Source organism: Pseudomonas sp. GR 6-02, from assembly GCF_001655615.1.
Taxonomy (GTDB): Bacteria; Pseudomonadota; Gammaproteobacteria; order Pseudomonadales; family Pseudomonadaceae; genus Aquipseudomonas.
In genome coordinates this window covers 2006882-2028350 of sequence record NZ_CP011567.1, presented here as the reverse complement: position 1 = coordinate 2028350, position 21469 = coordinate 2006882, and the positions used below count along the sequence as shown (strand labels likewise).

General features: G+C 61.7%; 17 protein-coding genes. 3 read left to right on the top strand and 14 right to left on the bottom strand.

The genetic code is table 11. The annotated features are described in order from the left end of the window. Nucleotides 1–56 precede the first annotated feature (56 nt). Nucleotides 57–1637, top strand: a complete 1581-nt coding sequence (locus PGR6_RS08900) for an aldehyde dehydrogenase (NADP(+)) (protein WP_064621214.1) — start codon at nt 57–59, stop codon at nt 1635–1637. A gap of 212 nt (nt 1638–1849) precedes the next feature. Here the strand turns inward: PGR6_RS08900 and PGR6_RS08895 are convergent, their stop codons facing one another. From PGR6_RS08895 to PGR6_RS08865, 7 genes are all read right to left on the bottom strand, one after another. Continuing rightward, nucleotides 1850–2857: an Ldh family oxidoreductase gene (locus tag PGR6_RS08895; protein WP_064616851.1), complete on the bottom strand. Its 1008-nt coding sequence runs from the start codon at nt 2855–2857 to the stop codon at nt 1850–1852. Between the two features lie 103 nt (nt 2858–2960). Further along, a complete protein-coding gene (locus PGR6_RS08890) occupies nt 2961–4739 on the bottom strand; it encodes an acyl-CoA dehydrogenase C-terminal domain-containing protein (protein ID WP_064616850.1) in 1779 nt (592 codons plus the stop codon). A 7-nt stretch (nt 4740–4746) separates the two neighbouring features. Further along, nucleotides 4747–7263 carry an efflux RND transporter permease subunit gene (locus PGR6_RS08885; protein WP_064616849.1) on the bottom strand — a complete coding sequence of 839 codons (2517 nt, stop codon included), beginning with the start codon at nt 7261–7263 and terminating at the stop codon, nt 4747–4749. A gap of 31 nt (nt 7264–7294) precedes the next feature. After that, a complete protein-coding gene (locus tag PGR6_RS08880) occupies nt 7295–8368 on the bottom strand; it encodes a WD40/YVTN/BNR-like repeat-containing protein (protein WP_064616848.1) in 1074 nt (357 codons plus the stop codon). A 150-nt stretch (nt 8369–8518) separates the two neighbouring features. Continuing rightward, nucleotides 8519–9877, bottom strand: coding sequence for a DUF1329 domain-containing protein (locus PGR6_RS08875; protein ID WP_064616847.1), 1359 nt, complete (start codon nt 9875–9877; stop codon nt 8519–8521). Between the two features lie 41 nt (nt 9878–9918). Continuing rightward, the gene (locus tag PGR6_RS08870) at nt 9919–11931 is read right to left on the bottom strand and encodes a DUF1302 domain-containing protein (RefSeq protein WP_064616846.1); all 2013 of its coding nucleotides are present in this window, start codon (nt 11929–11931) and stop codon (nt 9919–9921) included. Nucleotides 11932–12058: 127 nt separating this feature from the next. Then, nucleotides 12059–12625: an RBBP9/YdeN family alpha/beta hydrolase gene (locus tag PGR6_RS08865; RefSeq protein ID WP_064616845.1), complete on the bottom strand. Its 567-nt coding sequence runs from the start codon at nt 12623–12625 to the stop codon at nt 12059–12061. Between the two features lie 356 nt (nt 12626–12981). Between PGR6_RS08865 and PGR6_RS08860 the strand changes: the two genes are divergently transcribed. Continuing rightward, on the top strand, nt 12982–14034 hold the full coding sequence (locus tag PGR6_RS08860) for an AraC family transcriptional regulator (protein WP_018928316.1): 1053 nt from the start codon (nt 12982–12984) through the stop codon (nt 14032–14034). A 221-nt stretch (nt 14035–14255) separates the two neighbouring features. On the opposite strand, the gene PGR6_RS08855 is transcribed toward PGR6_RS08860, so the two are convergent. From PGR6_RS08855 to PGR6_RS08825, 7 genes are all read right to left on the bottom strand, one after another. Beyond that, nucleotides 14256–15266, bottom strand: a complete 1011-nt coding sequence (locus PGR6_RS08855; protein WP_064616844.1) for a YeiH family protein — start codon at nt 15264–15266, stop codon at nt 14256–14258. Next, nucleotides 15263–15589: a Rieske (2Fe-2S) protein gene (locus PGR6_RS08850; protein WP_026286598.1), complete on the bottom strand. Its 327-nt coding sequence runs from the start codon at nt 15587–15589 to the stop codon at nt 15263–15265. The genes PGR6_RS08855 and PGR6_RS08850 overlap by 4 nt, the downstream gene beginning before the upstream one ends. After that, entirely contained in the window at nt 15586–16266 is a 681-nt protein-coding gene (locus PGR6_RS08845; RefSeq protein WP_064616843.1) for a DsbA family oxidoreductase, read from the bottom strand. Before PGR6_RS08845 ends, PGR6_RS08850 begins: the two co-directional genes overlap by 4 nt. Then, nucleotides 16263–17594, bottom strand: a complete 1332-nt coding sequence (locus PGR6_RS08840) for an MFS transporter (protein WP_018928320.1) — start codon at nt 17592–17594, stop codon at nt 16263–16265. The genes PGR6_RS08845 and PGR6_RS08840 overlap by 4 nt, the downstream gene beginning before the upstream one ends. Nucleotides 17595–17694: 100 nt before the next feature. After that, nucleotides 17695–18747: a 3-keto-5-aminohexanoate cleavage protein gene (locus PGR6_RS08835; protein ID WP_064616842.1), complete on the bottom strand. Its 1053-nt coding sequence runs from the start codon at nt 18745–18747 to the stop codon at nt 17695–17697. An 88-nt stretch (nt 18748–18835) separates the two neighbouring features. Beyond that, nucleotides 18836–19681 (bottom strand): TauD/TfdA dioxygenase family protein, encoded by an 846-nt coding sequence (locus tag PGR6_RS08830; RefSeq protein ID WP_019581932.1) that lies wholly within the window; start codon nt 19679–19681, stop codon nt 18836–18838. 14 nt (nt 19682–19695) lie between these two features. Next, the gene (locus PGR6_RS08825) at nt 19696–20676 is read right to left on the bottom strand and encodes a quinone oxidoreductase family protein (protein WP_064616841.1); all 981 of its coding nucleotides are present in this window, start codon (nt 20674–20676) and stop codon (nt 19696–19698) included. 283 nt (nt 20677–20959) lie between these two features. On the opposite strand from PGR6_RS08825, the gene PGR6_RS08820 reads away from it, so the two are divergent. Next, nucleotides 20960–21412 (top strand): Ohr family peroxiredoxin, encoded by a 453-nt coding sequence (locus PGR6_RS08820; RefSeq protein ID WP_018928324.1) that lies wholly within the window; start codon nt 20960–20962, stop codon nt 21410–21412. Nucleotides 21413–21469 lie beyond the last annotated feature (57 nt).

The window sequence follows — 21469 nt, the reverse complement described above, 5'->3', positions numbered from 1 at the left end:
GCCTGGCATTTCTCAACCAACGGCATTTGGCCTCGCATTCCAACAGGAGTTTTTCCATGCCCCAGATCATCGGCCACAACTACATCGGCGGTGCCCGCAGCGCCGCTGGCAACATCGCGATGCAGAGCCATGACGCCAGCACCGGCGCAGCGCTGCCCTATTCGTTCATGCAAGCCACCGCCGAGGAAGTGCACGCTGCTGCCCAAGCCGCCGCTGCCGCTTACCCTGCCTTTCGTAACTTGCCGGCGACACGCCGTGCAGAATTTCTCGAGGCCATCGCCGCGCAACTGGATGCCCTGGATGACGAATTCGTCGCCCTGGTCACCCGCGAAACCGCCCTGCCGACCGCACGCATCCAGGGCGAACGCAGCCGTACCAGCGGCCAGATGCGCCTGTTCGCCCAGGTGCTGCGCCGGGGCGATTTCTATGGGGCGCGTATCGACCGCGCGTTGCCCGAACGTCAGCCTCTGCCACGGGTCGACCTGCGCCAATACCGGATCGGCATCGGTCCGGTGGCCGTGTTCGGCGCCAGTAACTTCCCGCTGGCCTTTTCCACCGCTGGCGGTGATACCGCGGCTGCTCTGGCCGCCGGTTGCCCGGTGGTGTTCAAGGCCCACAGCGGACACATGGCGACCGCTGAACACGTGGCCGACGCAATCATCCGCGCCGCCGAGCAAACCGACATGCCTAAAGGCGTGTTCAACATGATCTACGGCGCGGGCGTCGGTGAAACGCTGGTCAAGCATCCGGCGATCCAGGCCGTCGGTTTCACCGGCTCGCTCAAAGGCGGTCGTGCCCTCTGTGACATGGCCGCCGCACGGCCACAACCGATTCCCGTATTCGCCGAAATGAGCAGCATCAACCCGGTGCTGGTATTGCCTGAAGCCCTGCGCGCACGGGGCGAAAAAATCGCCGGTGAACTGGTGGCGTCGGTGGTTCAGGGGTGCGGTCAGTTCTGTACCAATCCGGGGTTGGTAATCGGTATTGGCTCACCACAGTTCAGCGCGTTCACCGCTCGGCTCAGTGCCTTGATGGCCGAACAGCCGGCGCAAACCATGCTCAACGCCGGCACCCTCGCCAGCTACGAAAAAGGTGTGCAGGCGTTAGTCGACCATCCAGGGATAAGCCATCTGGCAGGCCAGGACCAGCACGGTAATCAAGCCCGGCCGCAACTGTTCAAGGCCGACGTCAGCCTGCTGCTCAAGGGTGATCCGCTGTTGCAGGAAGAAGTGTTCGGCCCGACCACCCTCGTCGTCGAAGTGGCCGATAAAGCCGAGTTACAACAAGCGCTGAACAGTTTGCACGGTCAACTCACCGCCACTTTGATTGGCGAAGAGCAGGACCTGAAGGAACACGCCGATCTGCTGGTGCTGCTGGAACAAAAGGTCGGCCGGGTACTGTTCAATGGCTACCCCACCGGCGTTGAAGTGTGCGATGCGATGGTGCATGGCGGTCCTTACCCGGCGACCTCCGACGCCCGTGGCACGTCGGTCGGCAGCCTGGCCATCGAGCGTTTCCTGCGCCCGGTGTGCTACCAGAACTGCCCGGATGCCTTGCTGCCCGACGCCCTGAAAAACGCCAACCCGCTGGGCATTGCCCGCCTGGTCGATGGCACCAGCCACCGCGAACCGGCCTGACAACACTACGCTCCTGTGTGGCGAGGGGGCTTGTGTGGTGAGGGGGCTTGCCCCCGTTGGGTTGCGAAGCGGCCCCAAAACCTGCAATCGCGGTGTATCAGGTACACCGCATGTAATGGTTTTACGACTGCTACGCAGCCGAACGGGGGCAAGCCCCCTCACCACACAAGCCCCCTCGCCACACAGGCTCGCTTCCACAGGAGTTCGGATTATCAAGTCAGCAGTGCTTTCAGATCGTTGTACAGCGCCTCGGGAATCTGCACGCCCTCCACCAAACTGTGCGCCCGTGCCGCATAACGCCGTTGCGACGGCAAGCGCGCGCCCTGCCCTTCAATCCCTTGAAACAACACCTCGGCCCGGGCCAAGTGCTCTTCAGTGGCCGCTCCCAGAAAACGTCGCGGATCCAGCGCGATGATCAACTCGCCATGGTAGGGCGATGACTTGCTGCCCGCGTCGTAAGCCAGTGACTCGGCACTGGTCAGGTCACCGATCAAAGGCCCGGCAATCAACTCCACCATCGCCGCCAGCGCCGAGCCCTTGTGCCCACCGAACGTCAGCATCGCGCCGCTATCGAGCACCACGTTGGCATCGGTGCTCGGCCGCCCCTCGGCGTCCACGCCCCAGCCCTCGGGAATCGCCTTGCCGGCACGCCGATGCAACTCGATATCGCCACGGGCAATTGCACTGGTGGCGAAGTCGAACACAAACGGATCCTGCCCCACGCGTGGCCAGCCAAAGGCAATGGGATTGGTGCCGAACACCGGCACCCGTCCCCCGGCCGGCGCCACCCAGGCATGACTCGGATTACACGCCAGCGCCACCAGCCCGGCGGCGGTCAACTGTTCGATCTCCACCCACAGCGCCGAGAAATGCACACAACGATTGATCGCCAGCGCCGCAATCCCATTGGCCCGGGTTTTCTCTTCCAGTAACGGCAGCCCCGCCTGGAACGCCAACTGCGAAAAACCACCCCCGGCATCCATCCGCACAATCGACGGTGCCTGGTCGATCACCCGTGGCTCGGCGTCGGCCGACACCTTGCCGGCCCGCAGGGAATTCACGCAGCCCAGAATCCGGTACAAACCGTGGGACGCACAGCCATCGCGCTCGCCAGCGATCACCGTCGCCGCCACCGCTTGCGCATGGGCCAGGTTAAAACCGTTGTGCAACAGGATCGATTCGGCCAATTCACGGGCTTCGATCAGGGTCAGTCGAATCATGGTCATCTCCTAGGACAGACCGTTCAGCGTGGTCTATCCAAGGAGCGGTGGCTTGATCGGTTTAGGGACGGAGGGTGACGAAATGGGCACAGTGCCCTTTCGATCAGAACTGCGCTGCTTCCAGTTCAAAGAGGCATTCGCTACCGGCCCTGGCCGATGCACTCAGCGAGTGGATGCGCGGCAGCAGGCGGGCGAAGTAGAAGCGCGCGGTGGCCAGTTTACTGGCATAGAAAACGTCCTTGGAGTGCGTACTCATCGCAGTCTTGGCCATTCGCGTCCACATGTAGGCGTACGCGGTGTAGCCGAACACATGCAGGTACTCGACCGAGGCCGCGCCGATTTCATTCGGGTTGCTCTGGGCTCGATCCAGCAGCCACGCGGTCAGTTCGTCAAGGGTGTCCATCGCGGCGTTCAACGGTTTGGTGAACTCACCCAGGTCAGCGCAGGCGTTGGCGGTGTAGTGGCGAACTTCGGCGGCGAACAAGCGGTAGAGCGCCCCGCCGCTGGCGACTATTTTGCGCCCGGCCAGGTCCAGCGACTGAATGCCGTTGGTGCCTTCGTAGATCTGAGTGATGCGCACATCGCGAACCAATTGCTCCTGGCCCCATTCGCGGATGTAACCGTGGCCGCCGAAGATTTGCTGGCCGTGCACCGTGGTTTCCAGCCCCATGTCGGTGAGGAACGCCTTGGCCACAGGTGTCAGCAGCGACACCAGTTCCTGGGCACGGGTGCGGGTTGGCGCGTCATCGCTGTACCTGGCGGTATCCAGTTGCAGGGCCACGTAGCTGGAAAACGCCCGCCCGCCTTCGTTCAAGGCCTTCATGGTCAACAGCATCCGCCGTACATCCGGATGCACGATGATCGGATCGGCAGCCTTGTCCTTGCTCTGCGCGCCCGTCGGCGAACGGCTTTGCAGACGGTCACGGGCGTATGCGACGGCGTTCTGGTACGAGCGCTCACCCAACGCCAGGCCCTGGATACCCACGCCCAGGCGTTCGTAGTTCATCATGGTGAACATCGCCGCCAGCCCCTTGTTCGGCGCATCGACGATCCAGCCAGTGGCCCCGTCGAAGTTCATCACGCAGGTCGCGGACGCCTTGATGCCCATCTTGTGTTCGATTGAACCGCAGGACAGCGCGTTACGCTCACCCAGCGAGCCATCGGCATTCACCAGCACCTTGGGCACCAGGAACAGTGAAATGCCCTTGGGGCCGGCGGGTGCATCCGGCAGTCTGGCCAGCACCAGGTGAATGATGTTTTCGGTCAGGTCGTGCTCGCCGCCGGTGATGAAAATCTTGCTGCCACTGATCTTGAAACTGCCGTCGGCCTGAGGCTCGGCTCGGGTGCGAATCAGGCCCAGGTCGGTGCCGGCATGCGCCTCGGTCAGGCACATGGAACCGGTCCAGGTGCCGGCATACATGTTCGGCAGATAACGCTCCTTGAGTTCCTGGCTGGCATGGGCATTGATCGACAGGCACGCCCCGGCGGTCAACATCGGGTACAGGCCGAACGACAGACTCGCCGAGTTGACCATCTCCTCGACCTGAGCCGAAATGGCCTTGGGCATGCCCATGCCACCGAACTGTGGGTCACCGCCGACGCCCACCCAACCGCCTGCGGCGAACGCTTGATAAGCCGCGACAAAACCTTCGGGAGCGATGACGATGCCATTGCTCCAGGTGCAGCCCTGCTCATCGCTGCTGCGGTTCAGCGGCGCGACCACCTCGGCGCTGATCTTGCCGGCCTCTTCAAGGATCGCGGCAGCCGTTTCTTCATCGATCACCTCGGCCAGGCCAGGCAATCTGGCCCAGAGCCGGGACACCTCGAAGACCTCGTTGAGTACGAAGCGCATGTCGCGCAAGGGAGCTTTGTAATCAGACATAGTTGGCTTACTCAGAAGTGGTCAGGGCATGCGACATGGCCTGACGTTGGGTTGTATCGGTTTCAGCGGTTTGCGCCACATCAGCTTGCGCAACGGGGTGACGCAGCAAGAAGTACGACAGGGCCGGGATCAGGATCAGCGCGCCGAGCATGTTCCACAGGAACATGAAGGTCAGCAGGATGCCCATGTCGGCCTGGAACTTGATCGGCGACCAGACCCAGCACACCACGCCCGCCGCGAGGGTGATGCCCACCAGGCCCACCACCCGGCCAGTGAACGACACGGCGCTGCGGTAGGCCTGGCTCAGCGGCAGGCCCTGGCGCTGGAAATGCAATTGCACGCTGAGCAGGTACAAGGCGTAGTCCACGCCGATGCCCACGCCCAGTGCGATCACCGGCAGGGTCGCGACCTTCACGCCTATGCCCATGGCCACCATCAGCGCCTCGCACAGGATCGAGGTCAGGACCAATGGCAACAGGGCGACCAGGGTTGCGCGCCAACTGCGGAAGGTGATCAGACAGAACAGCGTCACCGCCGCATAGACGTAAAGCAGCATGGTGCGATTGGCCTCGCGCACCACAATGTTGGTCGCCGCCTCAATCCCGGCCGACCCGGCCGCCAGCAGGAACTGGCGATCGTCGCTGTTGTTCTCCTGGGCAAATTTTTCGGCGATGCCCACCACGGCATCCAGGGTCTCGGCCTTGTGGTCCTTGAGGAAAGTGATCACTGGCATCAGCGAACAATCGGTGTTGAACAACTCCGGGGAGTTGACCGAGGCTTGCTGCGCGGCGTAATTCAATACGTCCTGATTGCGCTGGATGCTGTTGAGCTTGGGGTTGCCTTCATAGGTGCCGGCGGTGATCTGGCGCACCGCGTTAACCAGCGAAGTCGTGGCCTGTACGCCCGGATACTGCTGCAGCTCCCAGGCCAGGCGATCGGCGAGAATCAGTGTCTTGTAGCTCAGGCAGCCTTCCGGCGCGGTCTTGATCATCACCGCGAACAGGTCGCTGGACAGCGCGTAGTGGCTGGTGATGTAGGCGTTATCACGGTTATAGCGAGAGTCGGCACGCAACTCCGGTGCGCCACTTTCCAGATCGCCGATCTTCAGCTGCTGGCTGATCATGAAACCGCCGATGCCCATCAGTACCGCGACCACTACCGCCCCCGTGGCCCATTTGGCCGTGGTGAAGCGGTCGAGCAAGTCCCACAGTTTGCCGAAGCCTTTGTGCCCTTCGGCGCGCGTGTCGATGTTCAGCGCACGCTCGGCAGCCCTGGCGCCCACGCCGACATAAGACAGCGCCACCGGCATCAGCAACAGCGAAGTGAAAATCAGCACCGCCACACCGATACTGGCGGTGATCGCCAGATCCCGGATCACCGGAATATCGATCAGCATCAGTACCGCGAAGCCGACGGCGTCGGCCAGCAGCGCGGTAACGCCGGCAATGAACAGGCGGCGGAAGGTGTAGCGTGCGGCGATCAGTCTGTGGGTGCCACGGGCGATATCTTGCATGATGCCGTTCATCTTCTGCGCCGCGTGGGACACGCCGATGGCGAAGATCAGGAAAGGCACGAGCACCGAGTAAGGGTCGATGGCATAGCCGAGCCAGGCGACGATGCCCAACTGCCAGACCACCGCGATCAGCGAGCAGCCGACCACCAGCAAGGTGCTGCGCACGCATCGGGTGTAGGCGTAAATGATGATCAGCGAAGTGACGACGGCCAGGCCAAAAAACATCATCACCTGGATCAACCCGTCGATCAGGTCGCCCATCAGTTTGGCGAAACCGATCACCCGGACTTTGTACGGGCCCTTGCCCTCCTCCCCGGCCTTGCGTGCAGCACTATCTCCTGCAAACTCGATCTGGTCGCGCAACTGTTCTTCGAGCATTTGCGAAAAGGCGTGGTAGTCGATGCGCTGACCGCTGGCCGTGGCCTTGTCCAGCAGCGGCACGATCAGCATGCTCGATTTGTAGTCGCTGGCCACCAGACTGCCGACGATACCGGCGCGGGAAATGTTCTGGCGCAGCTGTTCTATTTCTGCCGGCTTGCCCTGGTAGGTATCGGGCATCACCGGGCCGCCCTGGAAACCTTCCTCGGTGACTTCGGTCCAGCGCACCGCCGGGCTCCACAACGACTTCATCCAGGCACGGTCGACACCCTCGGCAAGGAACAATCGGTCGTTGACCTGTTTGAGCACGTCCAGGTAACCGGGGTCGAAGATATCGCCCTGAGTGTTCTCCACCACCACCCGTACCGAGTTCCCCAAACCGCGCAGCGACTGGCGGTTTTCCAGGAAGTTCTGGATGTACGGCTGGCTCTGCGGAATCATCTTTTCGAAGCTTGGACGCAGCTCCAGGCGAGTCGCGGCCATGTAGCCCAGCATCAGGGTGACCAGCGCCATCAGCAGCATGAACAGCGGACGATAGTTGAACACCAGCCGCTCCAGCCGGTTGCCGGAATGGCGGTCGAAATCCCGCAGATCGCGGATCACCGGCATGGTTTCTTGTTTGGTATGGCCCATGTCTGGGTTCTCGCTCTAAGGGTTCGAGGACTTAATCAACGGACAGCGTCCGTGCACCACGGCTGCCAACCAGCACCAGCGCACCGTCGGCGGACTGAGCGGCGCCGGTCACCGGGGTCGATGCCGGTTGCTGAACCAGGTGCAATTGCGCGCCTGTGCCCTGGCTGACCAGCATCTGCCCGCCCTGGGTGAACAAGCGATAGTTGCCACGGTTATCGACGAGGCCGGCGGTGATGCTGACGTGCAGGCCACTGTCCAGCGGGGTCCAGTTGAGGCCGCCGTCGGTGCTGCGCAGCACGTTGCCGCGCAGGCCGTAGGCAATCACTTCGCCGGGTTTTCCGAGCACGCCGAAAAAACTGCCCTGATAGGGTGTCGGCACGGCGGTGAAGCGCTGATCGGCGTTGTTCCATTTGAGCAACAGGCCCTGCTCACCGGCGATGTACAACGCATCGCCGGTGGAGGCGATGGCGTTGAGGTGAAAGCCCTGCGGGTTGTCGGTGCGGTCCTGGAACGGTGTCCAGTTCTGGCCACCATCCTCGGTGCGCAGGATCAGGTTGAACACACCGACCACATAACCGAGGCGGTCGTTGGCGAACCAGACATCGAGCAAGGGTTTGTCGGCGCCCTGCGCCACCAGGCGCTCGCCTTCGGCGACCAGCAGTGGCCATTGTTCATTGCCCGGTTCTGCACCGGCCAACGCCTGGTAATGCTTGACCAGCAAGGCGCCGATCTCGCGGCCATCCAGTTGCTTGCGCCAGGTCGCACCCGCGTCACTGCTGTGCAACACCACACCGTCGCCGCCCACTGCCCAGCCTTGGGTGGCGGAGGGAAAACTGACGGCATTGAGGTCGGCACTGACCGGCACGGCGGCCTGCTGCCAGTGTTTGCCGGCATCATCGGAATACAGAATGTGCCCACGCTGCCCGACTGCAACCAGACGATCGCCGGCGCGGGCCATGCCCGATAGCGGGCTGTTGATAGCCGGGGCGCTGACCCTGGCCGGCAGATCCAGCACGTCGACATAACCGGAGGCCTGGCTCAAGCCCTGCAACATTGCAAGCAGTGCGCCGAGCGCCAGCCGCAGATAATTTTTGTACGAACACATACCGCGTCCTCTTCGGATAACCGCGCCGGGACACACATCCGTGTGCCTGACTTTCAAACCTGGCGCCCGAAACGTTCGGCATACGCCGACCGTCGTGCGCTCCCTTGCCTTGCGGGCAACGGAACGCACGGACGCGTTGTCACGGTTTGCTTAGCGAATCCCGCTACCTGCCAGGGATTCCGACGACCACTGCGCCTTGGAGAGCGGCTCGATGTACTTGATCCCGCCGTAAGGGCCCACCACACCGTTGATGTTGTAGGAGCCACCCACCAGGTCGTAGATCATGAAGGGCGTGGAGTCCGGAACTTGCTTGTCGTAGCTCTGGCTGAGGAACGCGAAAGAGCCACGGTACAGCTGACCACGGGCGTCGTACTGGTCAGAGGCCAGAGCGGTCCAACTGTCTTCATCGAGGTAGAAGCGACGCTTCTGATAGATGTGTCGGGCGCCAGCCTTGAGATTGCCCTCCACCACCCAGACGCGATGTTTTTCCCAACGCACATAATCGGGTGCCAGGTGATTGGCAGTGGTCAGCGACTTGGGGTCCTGGGCGTAGGTCAGCTTGTAAGTGTTGTAGGGCACGATCATTTCCTGCTTGCCCACCAGCTTCCAGTCGTAGCGGTCCAGTGCACCGTTGAACACGAAAACATCGTCGTAGGTGCCCGCGCCGGCGGTGCCGGGGTTGGGCGTGTCGTACGCCAGGTTCGGTGCCAACTTGACCCGACGCTGGCCAGGCAAGTATTGCCAGGCACGGCGCGGTTGCTGCAGCGGGTTGGCGGCGTCCTTGAGCATCACCGCTTCACCGGCCCGGCGCGCAGGGCCGGTGTAGGAGAGCTTCATCTGGTAGTACACGTCGGCGCTGCTGATCGGCTGCGCCAGGTTCTCGTAGATCGGATAGGAAATGAACGCCTGCCCGGTGGTCGCCAGGCTCGGAATGCCTGCGGAGTCGACGTTCCAGGAGTCGTACTTGGAGTTGATGCTGACGCCCTGATAACGCAACAGGAAGTTCCACATCACCTCGTTACCCGTCTGCGGAATCGGGAACGGTACGCCGGGCAGCACGTTATCGACGGCCAATCCGCCCTCGAGGGACTTGGCGCCGGTGGCATTTTTCACCCCGTTGTCCAGCACCGCCTTGGGCAAAGAGACGGTACGGTGGGTCGGGTAGACATTGACGTGGAAACTTGGGAACCGCTTGGCCAGTTCCGCGGTGGTTGCACTGAGCAAGCCCTTGTACTGATCGACGTTCTTGCCGTCGATCACCAGCACCGGCTTTTCGTTGGCGTAAGGATCCGGGCGCATGCTGTCACCGGATTTGAAGCTGACCGGCGGCGTGGTCAGGCCACCGTCATAGGCGGGGATGGATCCGTCGGCATTCCCGGCTTTTTCAGCCCCGACCAGGGTCAGGCTGGTGCCGAGCCTGGCGGCTTCCTGAGCCGATACAGCGGCCTGTGCCTGGCTGGCAATAACCATCGCCAACGAGGCGGCTAACACGGTTTGCACACATTTCATCTTGTTATTCTCCTGCTTACTTTGCGTAAGCCAGTGGTGAATCAAAAAGTGGTTTTCATCGTCAGGTAAACGGCGCCACGGTCCTCTGTCGTGGCACCACCACCGGAGAAGGCCGAGTAGCCACCGCCGTAACACGCGTAGTTTTCATTGCCGCTAAAGGCATTGGGTGTGGAGCCGTCTCCGCTGCCGGCATTGGCCGCGCCGGTGCTCAAACCACTGACGTCGCACTTGTCGGTCTTGCCGAAGGAGTCCACGTACTTCAGGTCGATGAAGTATTTGTTGTACACAACGGCACCCACGCCCAAGGCATAGTTGCCGGTGTCTTTGGCACCGCCACCGGACACCGGTGACACGCCGGCGAGGCCGACGTTGATGGACATCGGGGCGTTGAGATCGACCCCCGGGAATACCTGGTACCAGGTCGGTGTGAAGTTGACCGCGATGCCCCAGTTGTCCCGGGTCGGCTGGTCGATGCCGCGATAGGTGTCCTGGCCCTTGTAGAGCGCTTCGTTCTTGCTATCGAGCTTGAGCAGGTTGCTGTAGTACAACTCGGCGAGCAGGCTGGCCGAATCGAACACCGGTGTTTTCGGGAATGTCATCAGGCCGTTGAGCGTCCAGTGCAACGTGTCACCGGTGGCACTCAGGCTGTCGCCCTTTTGCGGGGTGTCATAGATCACACCGGTGGCCGCCGTACGGGCCGGCAGCAGGCCCAGACCGGCGCCGAAACCCTGCGGCCCGGTCGAGCTGACAATCGCCGGAATACTGGCCAGCGGCATGTTGTGACGAATGTTAAGGTCCGAACCCACACTGATACCGCGCACATCCTTGGACAGGCTCAGGCCAAAGATCTGAATGTTGTCGGCATAGGCCAGTTGATAGGTGCTGGTGCTCAACGAATTGAGGGTGTTGACCACCGCCGGCACCATGCCGGCAGGCGGGGTGCCGTTGGGATTGGCCGACGTCAGCCCGGTGGCGTTCAGCCAGGCTTGCGGCAGGATTTCCGAGGTATTGCGGTAGTAAACACCGAGGGTGCCATCCAGCCAGGCCGGCGACCACTTGGCCATTACCCCCCAGTCGCCGCGCTTGTCCGGCGTCAGGTCATGACCGCGACGCACATTGGTCAAACTGTTGCAGGGTGCCAGACCGCAACCCAACGGGCTGCCCGGCACCACGCCATTGGTGTTGCCCAGCAGGAACGACTGCGCACCGAAGCCGACCAGATCGGAGCCGCCATAGTAAGTACCGGCTTCCGGCAGGCGGGCGGCATCCCAATCGAGGAAGTACTGAGCGGCCACGGTCAACTCGGGATTGACGGTGAACGACATCGACAGCTGGTTACGCGGAACGAACAGTTCCTTGGCTTCGGTTCCCGGCGAGGCGGCCAGTTTGGCCAGGTCCAGCCCGGACTGGCCGTAGCTGATCGAGTGCACCGGGTTGAGGATGGTCTCGCCCCAGAACACGTTGTGTTGACCGGCCTTGACGCTCAACAGCGACTCCTCGCCCACTTCGGTGCTGTAGAACACGAAGGCATCGAGGATTTCGCCGGAAGGACCGGTGTAGTAACGCTCGGCGTAGTGGCTTAGGTGGGGGCTGCCATTGCCGACATTGTCGCCCGTGACCCCGGCCAGGCGCGGATCGTTGGCGACCAGACCCGACCTTGCGTCATTGCCATTGACGAACGGGTTGGAATTGGAGCCGGTGTTCTCGTAGGCCTTGTCATACCAACTGGCGGCGCTGACGCGAAAGCCCATGTGGTCCTTGTAGACCACATCCATTTCGGTCAACAGGTCAACGCGGTTGGTGATGTTGGTTCCGGCCTTGCGGAAATTGTAGTCGCCATCGTTGTTGTTCGGCGTCGCCAACAGGCGCTTGTCGGCGCTTTCGGTGCGCACACCGTAGTTGTACTTGACGGTGTTATCCAGGCGCGCGGTCCAGTCCGGGTTACCTGTGTCCAGCTCGACCGCCTGCGCGACCGGCACGGCGGCGCCCAGAATGGCCGAGGCCAACAAGGTGCATCGCGAGGGGGCGAACCCGTGACTCTTATTGTTGTGCATTGCGTTGTCTCCGCCTTTTTGTATTTGTTTTAAGCGCAGCCGCCCTCACACCCCCTTGTTCCAGGGGTTTGCGTTTTTCAGGAATGAGGGCAAATGCCGGATGACTGGGGGCCACCCGGCGCCTGAACTAGCGGTCCAGCTCCAGGATGAGAGCTTCGGCTTGAGGCCAGTGGCCAAAGCCTGCAGCCGGATTGAGATGACCTGCGTCGCCCACGTTGAGCAGTTCACTGCCCCAGCCTTCAGCCAGCTGAGTGACGGCGGCCAGGCTGGCGAGATGGTCGTTGGTACTGGCGGCCACCAGACTGCGGAACGGCAGCGGCCCTTTTGGCAGGGGGTTCCAACCCTGGGTACGCAGGGTTTCAGCGGATGGGTAGCCTTGCGGCCAATCAGCATCGAGATCCGGAGGAGTGGCCAGCAGCGCGCCCTTGATCGGCCGGCTGTGTTGCGCAGCCCAATGTGCGACCATCAACACGCCCGCGCTGTGGGCCACCAGAATCACCGGCCCATCGATCTGCTCCAGCTGGTGTTGAATCGCTTCGACCCGCTTGGCGCAATCGAGCTTGTCGGTTGCCTGCGGCGGCACACTGCGCACCTTGCACAACCTGGCTTCAAGCAGCGTTTGCCAATGCTCGGCAACGTGCTCGCGCAGGCCCGGTACGATCAGAACGGTTGCGGCAGTTTGCAGTTTGTCCACGTCAACACCTTCGCTTTCTCGATGACTCGACTGGCTCTATTGGCCAGGGGCTTTTTGTAGGACTGACATTAAAGAGCGCCCACCCGAAGCGCTTTTCATTGGACGTCAGGCACTTTTCTTTTCATGACAAATTTCCAGGGATCGGCACGCGGCGACCATTGGTCGTAAATCCCCTCAGGTTCTCTGCGGGTCACTGTAATCAACGGGTGAGCGTCGATTGCGCCACGACAACGGAGGTGATCCTGGACAGATTTGAGCGAGCGCCCTCGACAACCTCGCAACTGTTCAATTGCTGATGTGCTGGATATAGTCGCCACGCTCATTTGAATCGCAACCGGCCCAGGAAAGACTTTCGCATGCCCAAGCTTGTTCGCGCCGCCGTCTTGACCAACTACCTGGAAGTCACTCAATACCTGGGGTTCAACCCGCGCGATGTACTGGCCGGCGTCGGCCTGAGCAAAGCCCTGCTGCAAGCGCCCGAACACCGCATTCCCATTGATGCCGCCGTACGCCTGCTGGAAGACTCGGCCGCCGCCAGCGGCTGCCAGAATTTCGGCCTGAGCATGGCCGAGTCGCGCCAGCTCTCGGACTTCGGAGTCGTCAGCCTGCTCCTCAGCCACCAACGTACGCTGCGTGATGCCTTGCAGGTCGTGGTGAATTACCGTCACCTGATGAATGATTCGCTGGCCATCTTCATTGAAGAGGCCGACAAGATGGTGATCATTCGCGAGGAGGTGGTCACTGAATCGCCAATGCCTTCCCGCCAGGCCACTGAGCTGGCCATCGGGGTCATGTTCCGCCTGTGCGCTGCCTTGCTCGGTACACACTGGCACCCCTACAGCGTCAACTTCACGCACCAGCCCCCGGACAACCTGCAACTGCATCGCCGCCTGTTCGGCTGCACGCTGGAGTTCGGCAGTGAGTTCAATGGCATTGTCTGCTCCGACGCCAGCCTCGACATGACCAACCCCAATGCCGACCCGGCCATGGCGCGCTACGCCCAGAGTTACCTCGACTCGCTGCTCAACCACGAAGGCCCGTCGATACTGTTCGAGGTGCGCAAAGCCATCTACCTGCTGCTGCCGATGGGACGCGCCACCATCGAGCAGATCGCCCAGACCCAGGGCATGAATGTCCGGACTCTGCAGCGCCGCCTCAAAGACGACGGCTGCGCCTTCAACGACCTGATCAACGACGTGCGCCGCGACCTGGTGCTGCGCTACCTGGACAATCCGAATTACTCGCTGGGCCGGATCGCCGACATGCTCGGCTACTCCATGGCGAGCTCCTTCACACGCTGGTTCATCACCCAGTTCGGCATGCCGCCCGCTACATGGCGCAGCGCACAAAAACACACCGTCAAGTCACCGACTGCCCCAACCACCCTGCCCGCACCGCAAAAAACCTGAGCCAAAAAAAAACGGCGACTGCTGGCACAGTCGCCGTAAAAGAACCGGTATCAGTGACACCGGCCGAGAGTCCTGTGGCGAGGGAGCTTGCTCCCGTTGGGGTGCGAAGCAGCCCCTTTTTTAAGACCACTGCATTTTTTCAGAAAGTACGCGGCGAGGCGTTTTGGGGCCGCTTCGCACCCCAACGGGAGCAAGCTCCCTCGCCACAGGATTTTGTGTGCCTACAGCCCCCAGCGCAGCAACAGCAACACCAGCACGACCAGGAACACCGTCTCCCCCACCATCAGCAGAATGGGTTTGATACCGACCGCCGCCAGCTCCTTGAGCTGAGTCTTCATACCCAGGGCGCTGATGGAAACCACCAGGCACCAGCGCGACAGTTCATTGACCGAACCTTGCACCACCGGGGCGATCCAGCCGGTGCTGTTGATACAGGCCAACAGCAGAAAACCGACGGCGAACCACGGTAGCAGCGGTGGCCGCTTGCCGGTCGGATCGGCACCCTGCATACGCGTGACCATCGCCGCACAAACGATCACCGGCAGCAGCATCGCCACCCGCATCAACTTGACCACCGTGGCGGTATCGCCGGTCTCGGTCGACAGGCTGTAACCAGCGCCGACGACCTGGGCGACATCGTGGATGGTCGCCCCCAGGAACACCCCCGCCACTTGCGGCGACAACGACAGCCAATTGGCAATCATCGGGTACACGATCATTGCCAGGGTCGACAGCGCCGACACCCCGATCACCGTGAACAACGTCGCACGTTCTTTCTGTGGATGATTGGGCAACGCCGCCGCCAGCGCCAACGCCGCCGAAGCACCACAAATCGCAGTGGCCCCGCCGGTGAGCATGCCGAACAAGCGCTGAAACCCCATCGCCTTGGCCGCGATCACCGAGACGCCGATCGTCACCACCACCAGAATCACCACCAGCGCCACAGGCTTCCAGCCCAGCGCGGCAATCTGCTCAAGGGTGATGCGCATGCCGAGCAAGGCCACGCCAATGCGCAACACAGTGCGTGCAGTGAATTCGATGCCAGCCTTGCAGGCACCCTCACTGGCCAGGAAGTTCAGCGCCATGCCCAACAGCAAGGCAAACAGCATCACCGGCGCACCGTAGTGCTCGGACAAAAAGGACGCGGCGGCCGCCACGATCAAGCTGACGATAAAGCCTGGCGCCAATTCGCGCGTTCGGCTGTGGATACGGGTAAGCGCGATAGCGTTCATGGCGCGGGCTCCTCGCAAGCGATGACGATGAATGCCTGGCCGTCAATTGTCTCGACCGGATAGTTGGCAACTTTGACCTGGGTTGAATTGAGCAAGTAACCGCTGCGCAGATCGAAGCGCAGGCCATGGGCGCAGCACTGGATCACCCGCCCCTCAAGGCGCCCGCCACACAACGAGGCGCCCTGGTGCGGGCAACTGTCGTCAATGGCGAACAGGTCTCCTTCGATGTTGAATAACGCCAGGCTTTTACCATCGCATTCGAACAGCGCACGACCGCCTGCCGGCGGGAGTTTTCCAGCGGGCACGGGGATTCGAAGACTCATGCCGGTTGCCGCGCGCGATGACTGTCGAGCAAGGCTTCGCACATGGCGTCAAATAGCGCCTCGGCAGGCTGAGCGCCCACCACTGTCAGGCGACCATCGAACTGAAAACTGGGCACGCCGCTGGCGGCTCCCGCCTCGTTGCCAATGTAAGGATCGCCGTCGCCTTGCAGGCAGGAGGCCATGGCATCAGGGTCGAAGCCACACGACCGGGCGATGGCAAGCAAGGTCTCCTGGCAGCCCAGATCCTCACCGCTCTCTGATCCCTGGAGCTGGAAGTAAGCAGCGAACAAACGCTCAAGCAAAACATCGCATTGGGCGCTATTGCCGAGCACCCTCGCACGCTCCAGCAAGCGATGGGCGTCGGCGGTATTGGGCATGCGGACGATACGACTCAAATCGATGGGCACGCCCACCGCCATCGCAGCCTGCTGCACCTGGGCCAGGCGCATCGCTACGGCTTTAAGACTGCCCAGGCGCTTGAGGTAAAAATCGACAAAGGGTTCACCCTGTGCCGGCAGCTGCGGCAGCAATTGCACCCCGTGCCACACCGTGGTGATTTCCACGCCGGGTTGCCGGACACGCAGCAGGTCTTGCGCGCGCGCAAGTTGGCGCTTGCCGATCAGGCACCAGGGGCAGATGAAATCGAAAAACACATCAATACGTAAACGACCACTCACAACTTCACCTCTAACACCGCTTTGCCAATCGAATCGTGGACTTGCTCGCCCTGAAGCCGGGCCATGTCCTTGTGGTAATGACACTTGGCGTAAAAGAACACGGCCGCTGCCGCGATACTGACCAGTGGCACCATTTGAAAAGCCGCCTGCAAGCCGATGAGGTCGGACACCCGGCCGGTGATGAACGGCCCAGGCGCCAGCCCCAGCATGTTGTTGGCCAAGGTCAGCGTGGCGAAGGCCGTGCCATGGACCGAGTAATGGGTCAGGTTGGCAACCATGGCTCCGCAAGGACCGGTCGTGCCGGCGGCAATCAACATCCCCAGGCAGATCAGCACCAATTGCACAGGCCCTGGCGGCAGGGCGAAGGCCGTCGACAACAGCAGACAACTGCCCAGGCAATAGGCGATGGCCAAAGCGACTTTGCGCTCCGGCGAAGGGCGACACAGTCGATCGCTGAGCATGCCGCACAGGATCATCCCCGCGCCGCTGCACAGCACGATGATCGCCGCGACGCCGCCCGCCTTGTCCGTGGCCATGTCGTAATAACGATTGAGGTAGCTGGGCATCCACACGATCACGGTGCCGCCGACGAACAGTTGCAAGCCACTGCCGATGTAGGCAGCGATCACCGAGCGGCTGGAAAACAGCGTACGTAGCGGACGCTTGACCGCGGCAGCCGCCTTGTTCGCCGCCTGCGCGGCACGTTGCGGAGCAATGCGTGCTTCCTTGACGATGATCGGGTAAAGCACCGCCAGCAGCAGGCCGAACAGCGCCATGCCGGCGAACGACCAGCGCCAGCCCAGTTTGGCGGCGATGGCACCGCCCAGCGCCATGCCTAATACCGAGCCAAACATGCCGCCCGCCATGAAGGCACTGGCCAGCGTTGCACGCATGTGTTTGGGAAACACCGAAATCACCACCGCGATGCCGACGCTGCCATAGGCCGCCTCACCGACCCCCACCATGAAGCGGGCGATAAACATCTGCTGGTAGTCCTGCGCCAACGCGCAGCCCAGTGTGGCCAGGCTCCACAACAGCGCCATCAACGCCAGGCTCTTGACCCGACCGAAGCGATCCGCCAACAACGACAAGGGGAAGGTGAGCAGGCCGACCATCAGGGCGACAACGCCACTGAGCAGACCGAGCTGACCGTCGCTCAGGGCCCACTCGCCCTTGAGCATCGGGAACACCGCATTCAGTACCTGACGCGACATGTAATCGGAAATCAGCAGGCCGAACGTCAGTGCGAAGACGATCCAGGCATACTTGCGCGCAACGCCGACGCCACTGCCGTCGTCATCGTCTGCGGCGATTGGGTGAAAGGCCATGCAGCCTCCTCAAAGCTTCGTTTTATTGTTGTTATCAAGCGTGTTGCCATGCAGCGAGCGGGAGGCGTTTAACCGCCCGCTTCGTCTGCCGATCAGTCGATCAGCCGCGTTGCGGCACACCTTTTTGTCCAGCCTTGCGGTTGGGGGCCATGCCATTGGCCAACAGGGTTTCTTCGATGCTTGGGTACTGCACACCGATGCGATAGATCTCGCGAGCTTCTTTACCGGTGGCGATTTCGCGACCCAGTTCATGGGCAATGCGTACGGTTTGCTCGATTTGCTGCACCGAGCTGAAACGCTTGCCCTTCTGATCAATGATCGTGTCTTCAATCCCCACGCGAGGGTGCAGCCCCATCGCCAGCGCCATGGTATTGAACGGCAGTACGTTCTTGAGCAGCGATTCGGCGGTCAGAGTGCAACCGTCCGGCGCGCGATGGATGAAGTTGAAGAAGTTGAACGGATTGGGGCCATCGAAACCACCACCGATGCCAATCCAGGTCAGGTTCAACGGCCCCCTGTACACGCCTTTGCGAACCAGGCGTTCAAGGGTCTCCATGGCATGCATGCCGGTCAGTTGGAAATGCGGCTGGATGCCGTTGTCCATCAGGCGCTTGAGGTGTTCGGCGACCCAGGCCGGGCCTGCCGGTACGGTCATTTCGCTGTAGGCCGCCTGATAGGCAGGGTTGGCCAGGGACGTACCTTCCAGGTATTCCGGATACAGCAGCTCCATGATGTTCATCTGGGTGGTGTTGATAGCCACCGTGACCTGATCCGGTTTTGGCGTCAGCTCCGCGAGCATGTGGCGAGTGTCGTCAGACAGCCACTTGGCCTCTTCACCATCGCTTTCGGGTGCGAAAGAAATCGAACCACCAACCTGGATGATCATGTCCGGCACGGCTTCACGCACACCGGCGATCAACTCGTTGAACTTGGACAGACGCTTGGAACCCTTGCCGTCCAGTTCGCGCACGTGCAGGTGCAAAACCGTGGCACCCGCCTCATAACAATCGACCGCTTTCTGCACCTGCTCATCCATGGTCAACGGGATGTCTTCGGGAAAGTCTTCCGGCATCCACTCGGGGCCATACGGGGCCACGGTGATGACCACCTTTTCCATGTTTTCCGGGTGCAGGGAATCGTCGAAGAATTGCATGGGTTACTCCTATTATTATGGTTGTCCACACGCCCGGATCGCGCCGGGCAGACGTGTCTGTGAGAGCGAATGCAGCTGCGGTCGATCGTTAAGTCTTGTCGCCGATGATGCCGGCGCGTTCCATCTTGCGATGGCATGGCGGGTAATCCATGACGGCGTAGTGCTGGGTACTGCGGTTGTCCCAGATGGCAATGCTGTTGGGTTTCCAGCGCCAGCGCACCTGGTACTCGGGGATGTAAGCCTGGCTGATCAGGTAGCGCAGCAACTCACTGGCACCCGGGTTGGCGTCCTGGCCGAAGCGCACCCGCTCGGGGGTGTGGTAGTTGCTCAAGTGGGTGGTAAAGGCGTTGACGAACAGGACCTTTTCGCCAGTCTCCGGATGGGTACGGACCACCGGATGCTCGGCATCCGGGTACATCGCCTTGAGCGCCAGACGCTTTTCAATCGGCATCGCGGCACCGAAACTCGCTTCGATGCTGTGGCGCGCACGCAGGTCGGCGATCTTCGCCTTTACGTCATCCGGCAACCGCGCGTAGGCCTCCACCATGTTGGCCCACATGGTGTCGCCGCCAACTGGCGGGCATTCCACGCAACGCAACACACAGCCCATTGGCGGCGCTTCGCGCCAGGTCGCATCGGTGTGCCAGGCGTTCTCATAACGGTCCATCGGCTGGTCCGGGCGCTTGTAGATGCGCACCAGCCCTGGATGATCCGGATCACTGCCGGCCACCGGGTGATCCTCCAGTTCGCCAAAGCGCCGGGCGAAGGCCACGTGCTCGGCGCGGGTGATCTCCTGATCACGCAGGAACACCACGCGATGCGTGAGCAACTGAGCACGGATCTCGGCAAAAAGACCGTCGTCATGCACCGCATCGGCGAGGTTGACGCCCAGCAGTTCCGCGCCAATGCTGCAAGTCAACTGTTCGACTTTCACGGAAGACGACTCCCTTAAATGACGAAAATCGATGAGCCCGTGGTCTTGCGTGATTCCAGGTCGCGATGGGCCTGGACGGCATCCTGCAAGGCATAGTGCTGGTTGATCTCGATCCTGATCCGACCGCTGCCGACATGGTCGAACAGCTCATTGGCCAACGCGGCTTTTTCCGCCGGGTCGGCGATGTAGTCGGCCAGGGCCGGACGGGTCATGAACAGCGAGCCTTTCATCGCCAGCAGTACCGGATCGACAGCCGGGATCGGACCGGAGGCCGTGCCGACGCACACCATCAGGCCGCGACGCTTGAGCGAATCCAGGGAACCCATGAAGGTGTTCTTGCCGACACTGTCGAACACCACGTTGACACCAACGCCGTCCGTCAACTCGCGCACACGCTGGGCGACGTCTTCATGGCTGTAATTGATCACATGGTCGCAGCCATGGGCCCGGGCGATTTCGCCCTTGACCTCGGTGGACACGGTGCCGATGACGGTCAGGCCAAGCAGCTTGGCCCACTGCGCCACGATCAGGCCCACACCACCGGCGGCGGCGTGCAGCAGAATGCTGTCGCCGGCCTTGAAATCGTAAATGCGCCGCATCAGGTACGACGACGTCAGGCCGCGCATGGTCATCGCCGCGGCGGTCTCGAAACTGATGGTTTCCGGCAATTTGATCAGCGGTGCGGCCGGGATCAACCGTTCGGTGCTGTAGGCACCCAATGTATTGAGAAAACCGGTGTAGGTGACGCGATCCCCCACGCGCACGTTGGTAACCCCCTCGCCGATCGCCTGGACCACGCCGGAGGCTTCGACCCCCATGCCATTGGGCATCGGGATCGGATAAGTGCCATTGCGAAAGTAGGTATCGGCATAGTTCAGGCCCACCGCCACATGACGCAGACGAACCTGGCCTGGACCGGGCTCACCGACTTCGACCTCCTCATAACGGAGGACTTCGGGACCACCGGTTTCGTAGAAGCGTACGGCTTTGGCCATGTTTTCTTATTCTCCAGTCTGCAAGGTTGGCGTGCAGCGTCGATTTGCGCTGACTGGACTGTAGGACGCCGCCTGACAAGCCGCTTCTCATCAGACGACAATGGCTTTTCATTTCATGACAGTGAGCCGGCAGGCAGGGGTGGCATCCACAGGCCACTCGTCGGGCGACGCAACCCGACTGATTGACAGCGATGGGTGCCTGCGCAATTATTATTACATCGCATGCGATACAAACGCATACGACACACAAATCACATCATTCGAAACACTGAGGATCCACCCCATGAGCAAGATCGAAAAAGTCCTGATGACCGGCAAGACTCACACCACCGCCAGCGCCGCTGGCAACACGTCGCGTGGCCATAACGGCAGCCTCGACATCACGCTGTCGTCGCCTGGAAGCGCGAAACCGGCGCACGTGTTCGCCGCTGTTCAGCCACACCCGACCGCCGAGCAACTGTTCGCCGGTGCATGGTCGGCCTGTTACACCGCCGCTGTCGGGCTGGTGGCCAATGACATGAACGTGGTGCTGCCGTCTGATCTGTCGGTCGACATCGAAGTCGATCTGGGCCAGACCGGTGCGGCGTACTTCCTTCAGGCTCGATTGACGCTCCGCGTGCCGGGGCTGACGCACGACGTTGCGACGACACTGGCGCACACCGCCGATCAGATTTGCCCGTACTCGAAGGCGACGCGCGGCAATATCGACGTGGCCCTGAACGTCCTCACGGTTTAACGCACCGCGATTGCATTTTTTCTGCAAATACATCGCATGCGCTTTAAGCGCATGCGA

Coding starts and splice junctions, on each gene's coding strand:
- PGR6_RS08900 (WP_064621214.1), top strand. CDS start 57: ATGCCCCAGATCATCGGCCACAACTACATCGGCGGTGCCCGCAGCGCC.
- PGR6_RS08895 (WP_064616851.1), bottom strand. CDS start 2,857: ATGATTCGACTGACCCTGATCGAAGCCCGTGAATTGGCCGAATCGATC.
- PGR6_RS08890 (WP_064616850.1), bottom strand. CDS start 4,739: ATGTCTGATTACAAAGCTCCCTTGCGCGACATGCGCTTCGTACTCAAC.
- PGR6_RS08885 (WP_064616849.1), bottom strand. CDS start 7,263: ATGGGCCATACCAAACAAGAAACCATGCCGGTGATCCGCGATCTGCGG.
- PGR6_RS08880 (WP_064616848.1), bottom strand. CDS start 8,368: ATGTGTTCGTACAAAAATTATCTGCGGCTGGCGCTCGGCGCACTGCTT.
- PGR6_RS08875 (WP_064616847.1), bottom strand. CDS start 9,877: ATGAAATGTGTGCAAACCGTGTTAGCCGCCTCGTTGGCGATGGTTATT.
- PGR6_RS08870 (WP_064616846.1), bottom strand. CDS start 11,931: ATGCACAACAATAAGAGTCACGGGTTCGCCCCCTCGCGATGCACCTTG.
- PGR6_RS08860 (WP_018928316.1), top strand. CDS start 12,982: ATGCCCAAGCTTGTTCGCGCCGCCGTCTTGACCAACTACCTGGAAGTC.
- PGR6_RS08855 (WP_064616844.1), bottom strand. CDS start 15,266: ATGAACGCTATCGCGCTTACCCGTATCCACAGCCGAACGCGCGAATTG.
- PGR6_RS08850 (WP_026286598.1), bottom strand. CDS start 15,589: ATGAGTCTTCGAATCCCCGTGCCCGCTGGAAAACTCCCGCCGGCAGGC.
- PGR6_RS08840 (WP_018928320.1), bottom strand. CDS start 17,594: ATGGCCTTTCACCCAATCGCCGCAGACGATGACGACGGCAGTGGCGTC.
- PGR6_RS08835 (WP_064616842.1), bottom strand. CDS start 18,747: ATGCAATTCTTCGACGATTCCCTGCACCCGGAAAACATGGAAAAGGTG.
- PGR6_RS08825 (WP_064616841.1), bottom strand. CDS start 20,676: ATGGCCAAAGCCGTACGCTTCTACGAAACCGGTGGTCCCGAAGTCCTC.
- PGR6_RS08820 (WP_018928324.1), top strand. CDS start 20,960: ATGAGCAAGATCGAAAAAGTCCTGATGACCGGCAAGACTCACACCACC.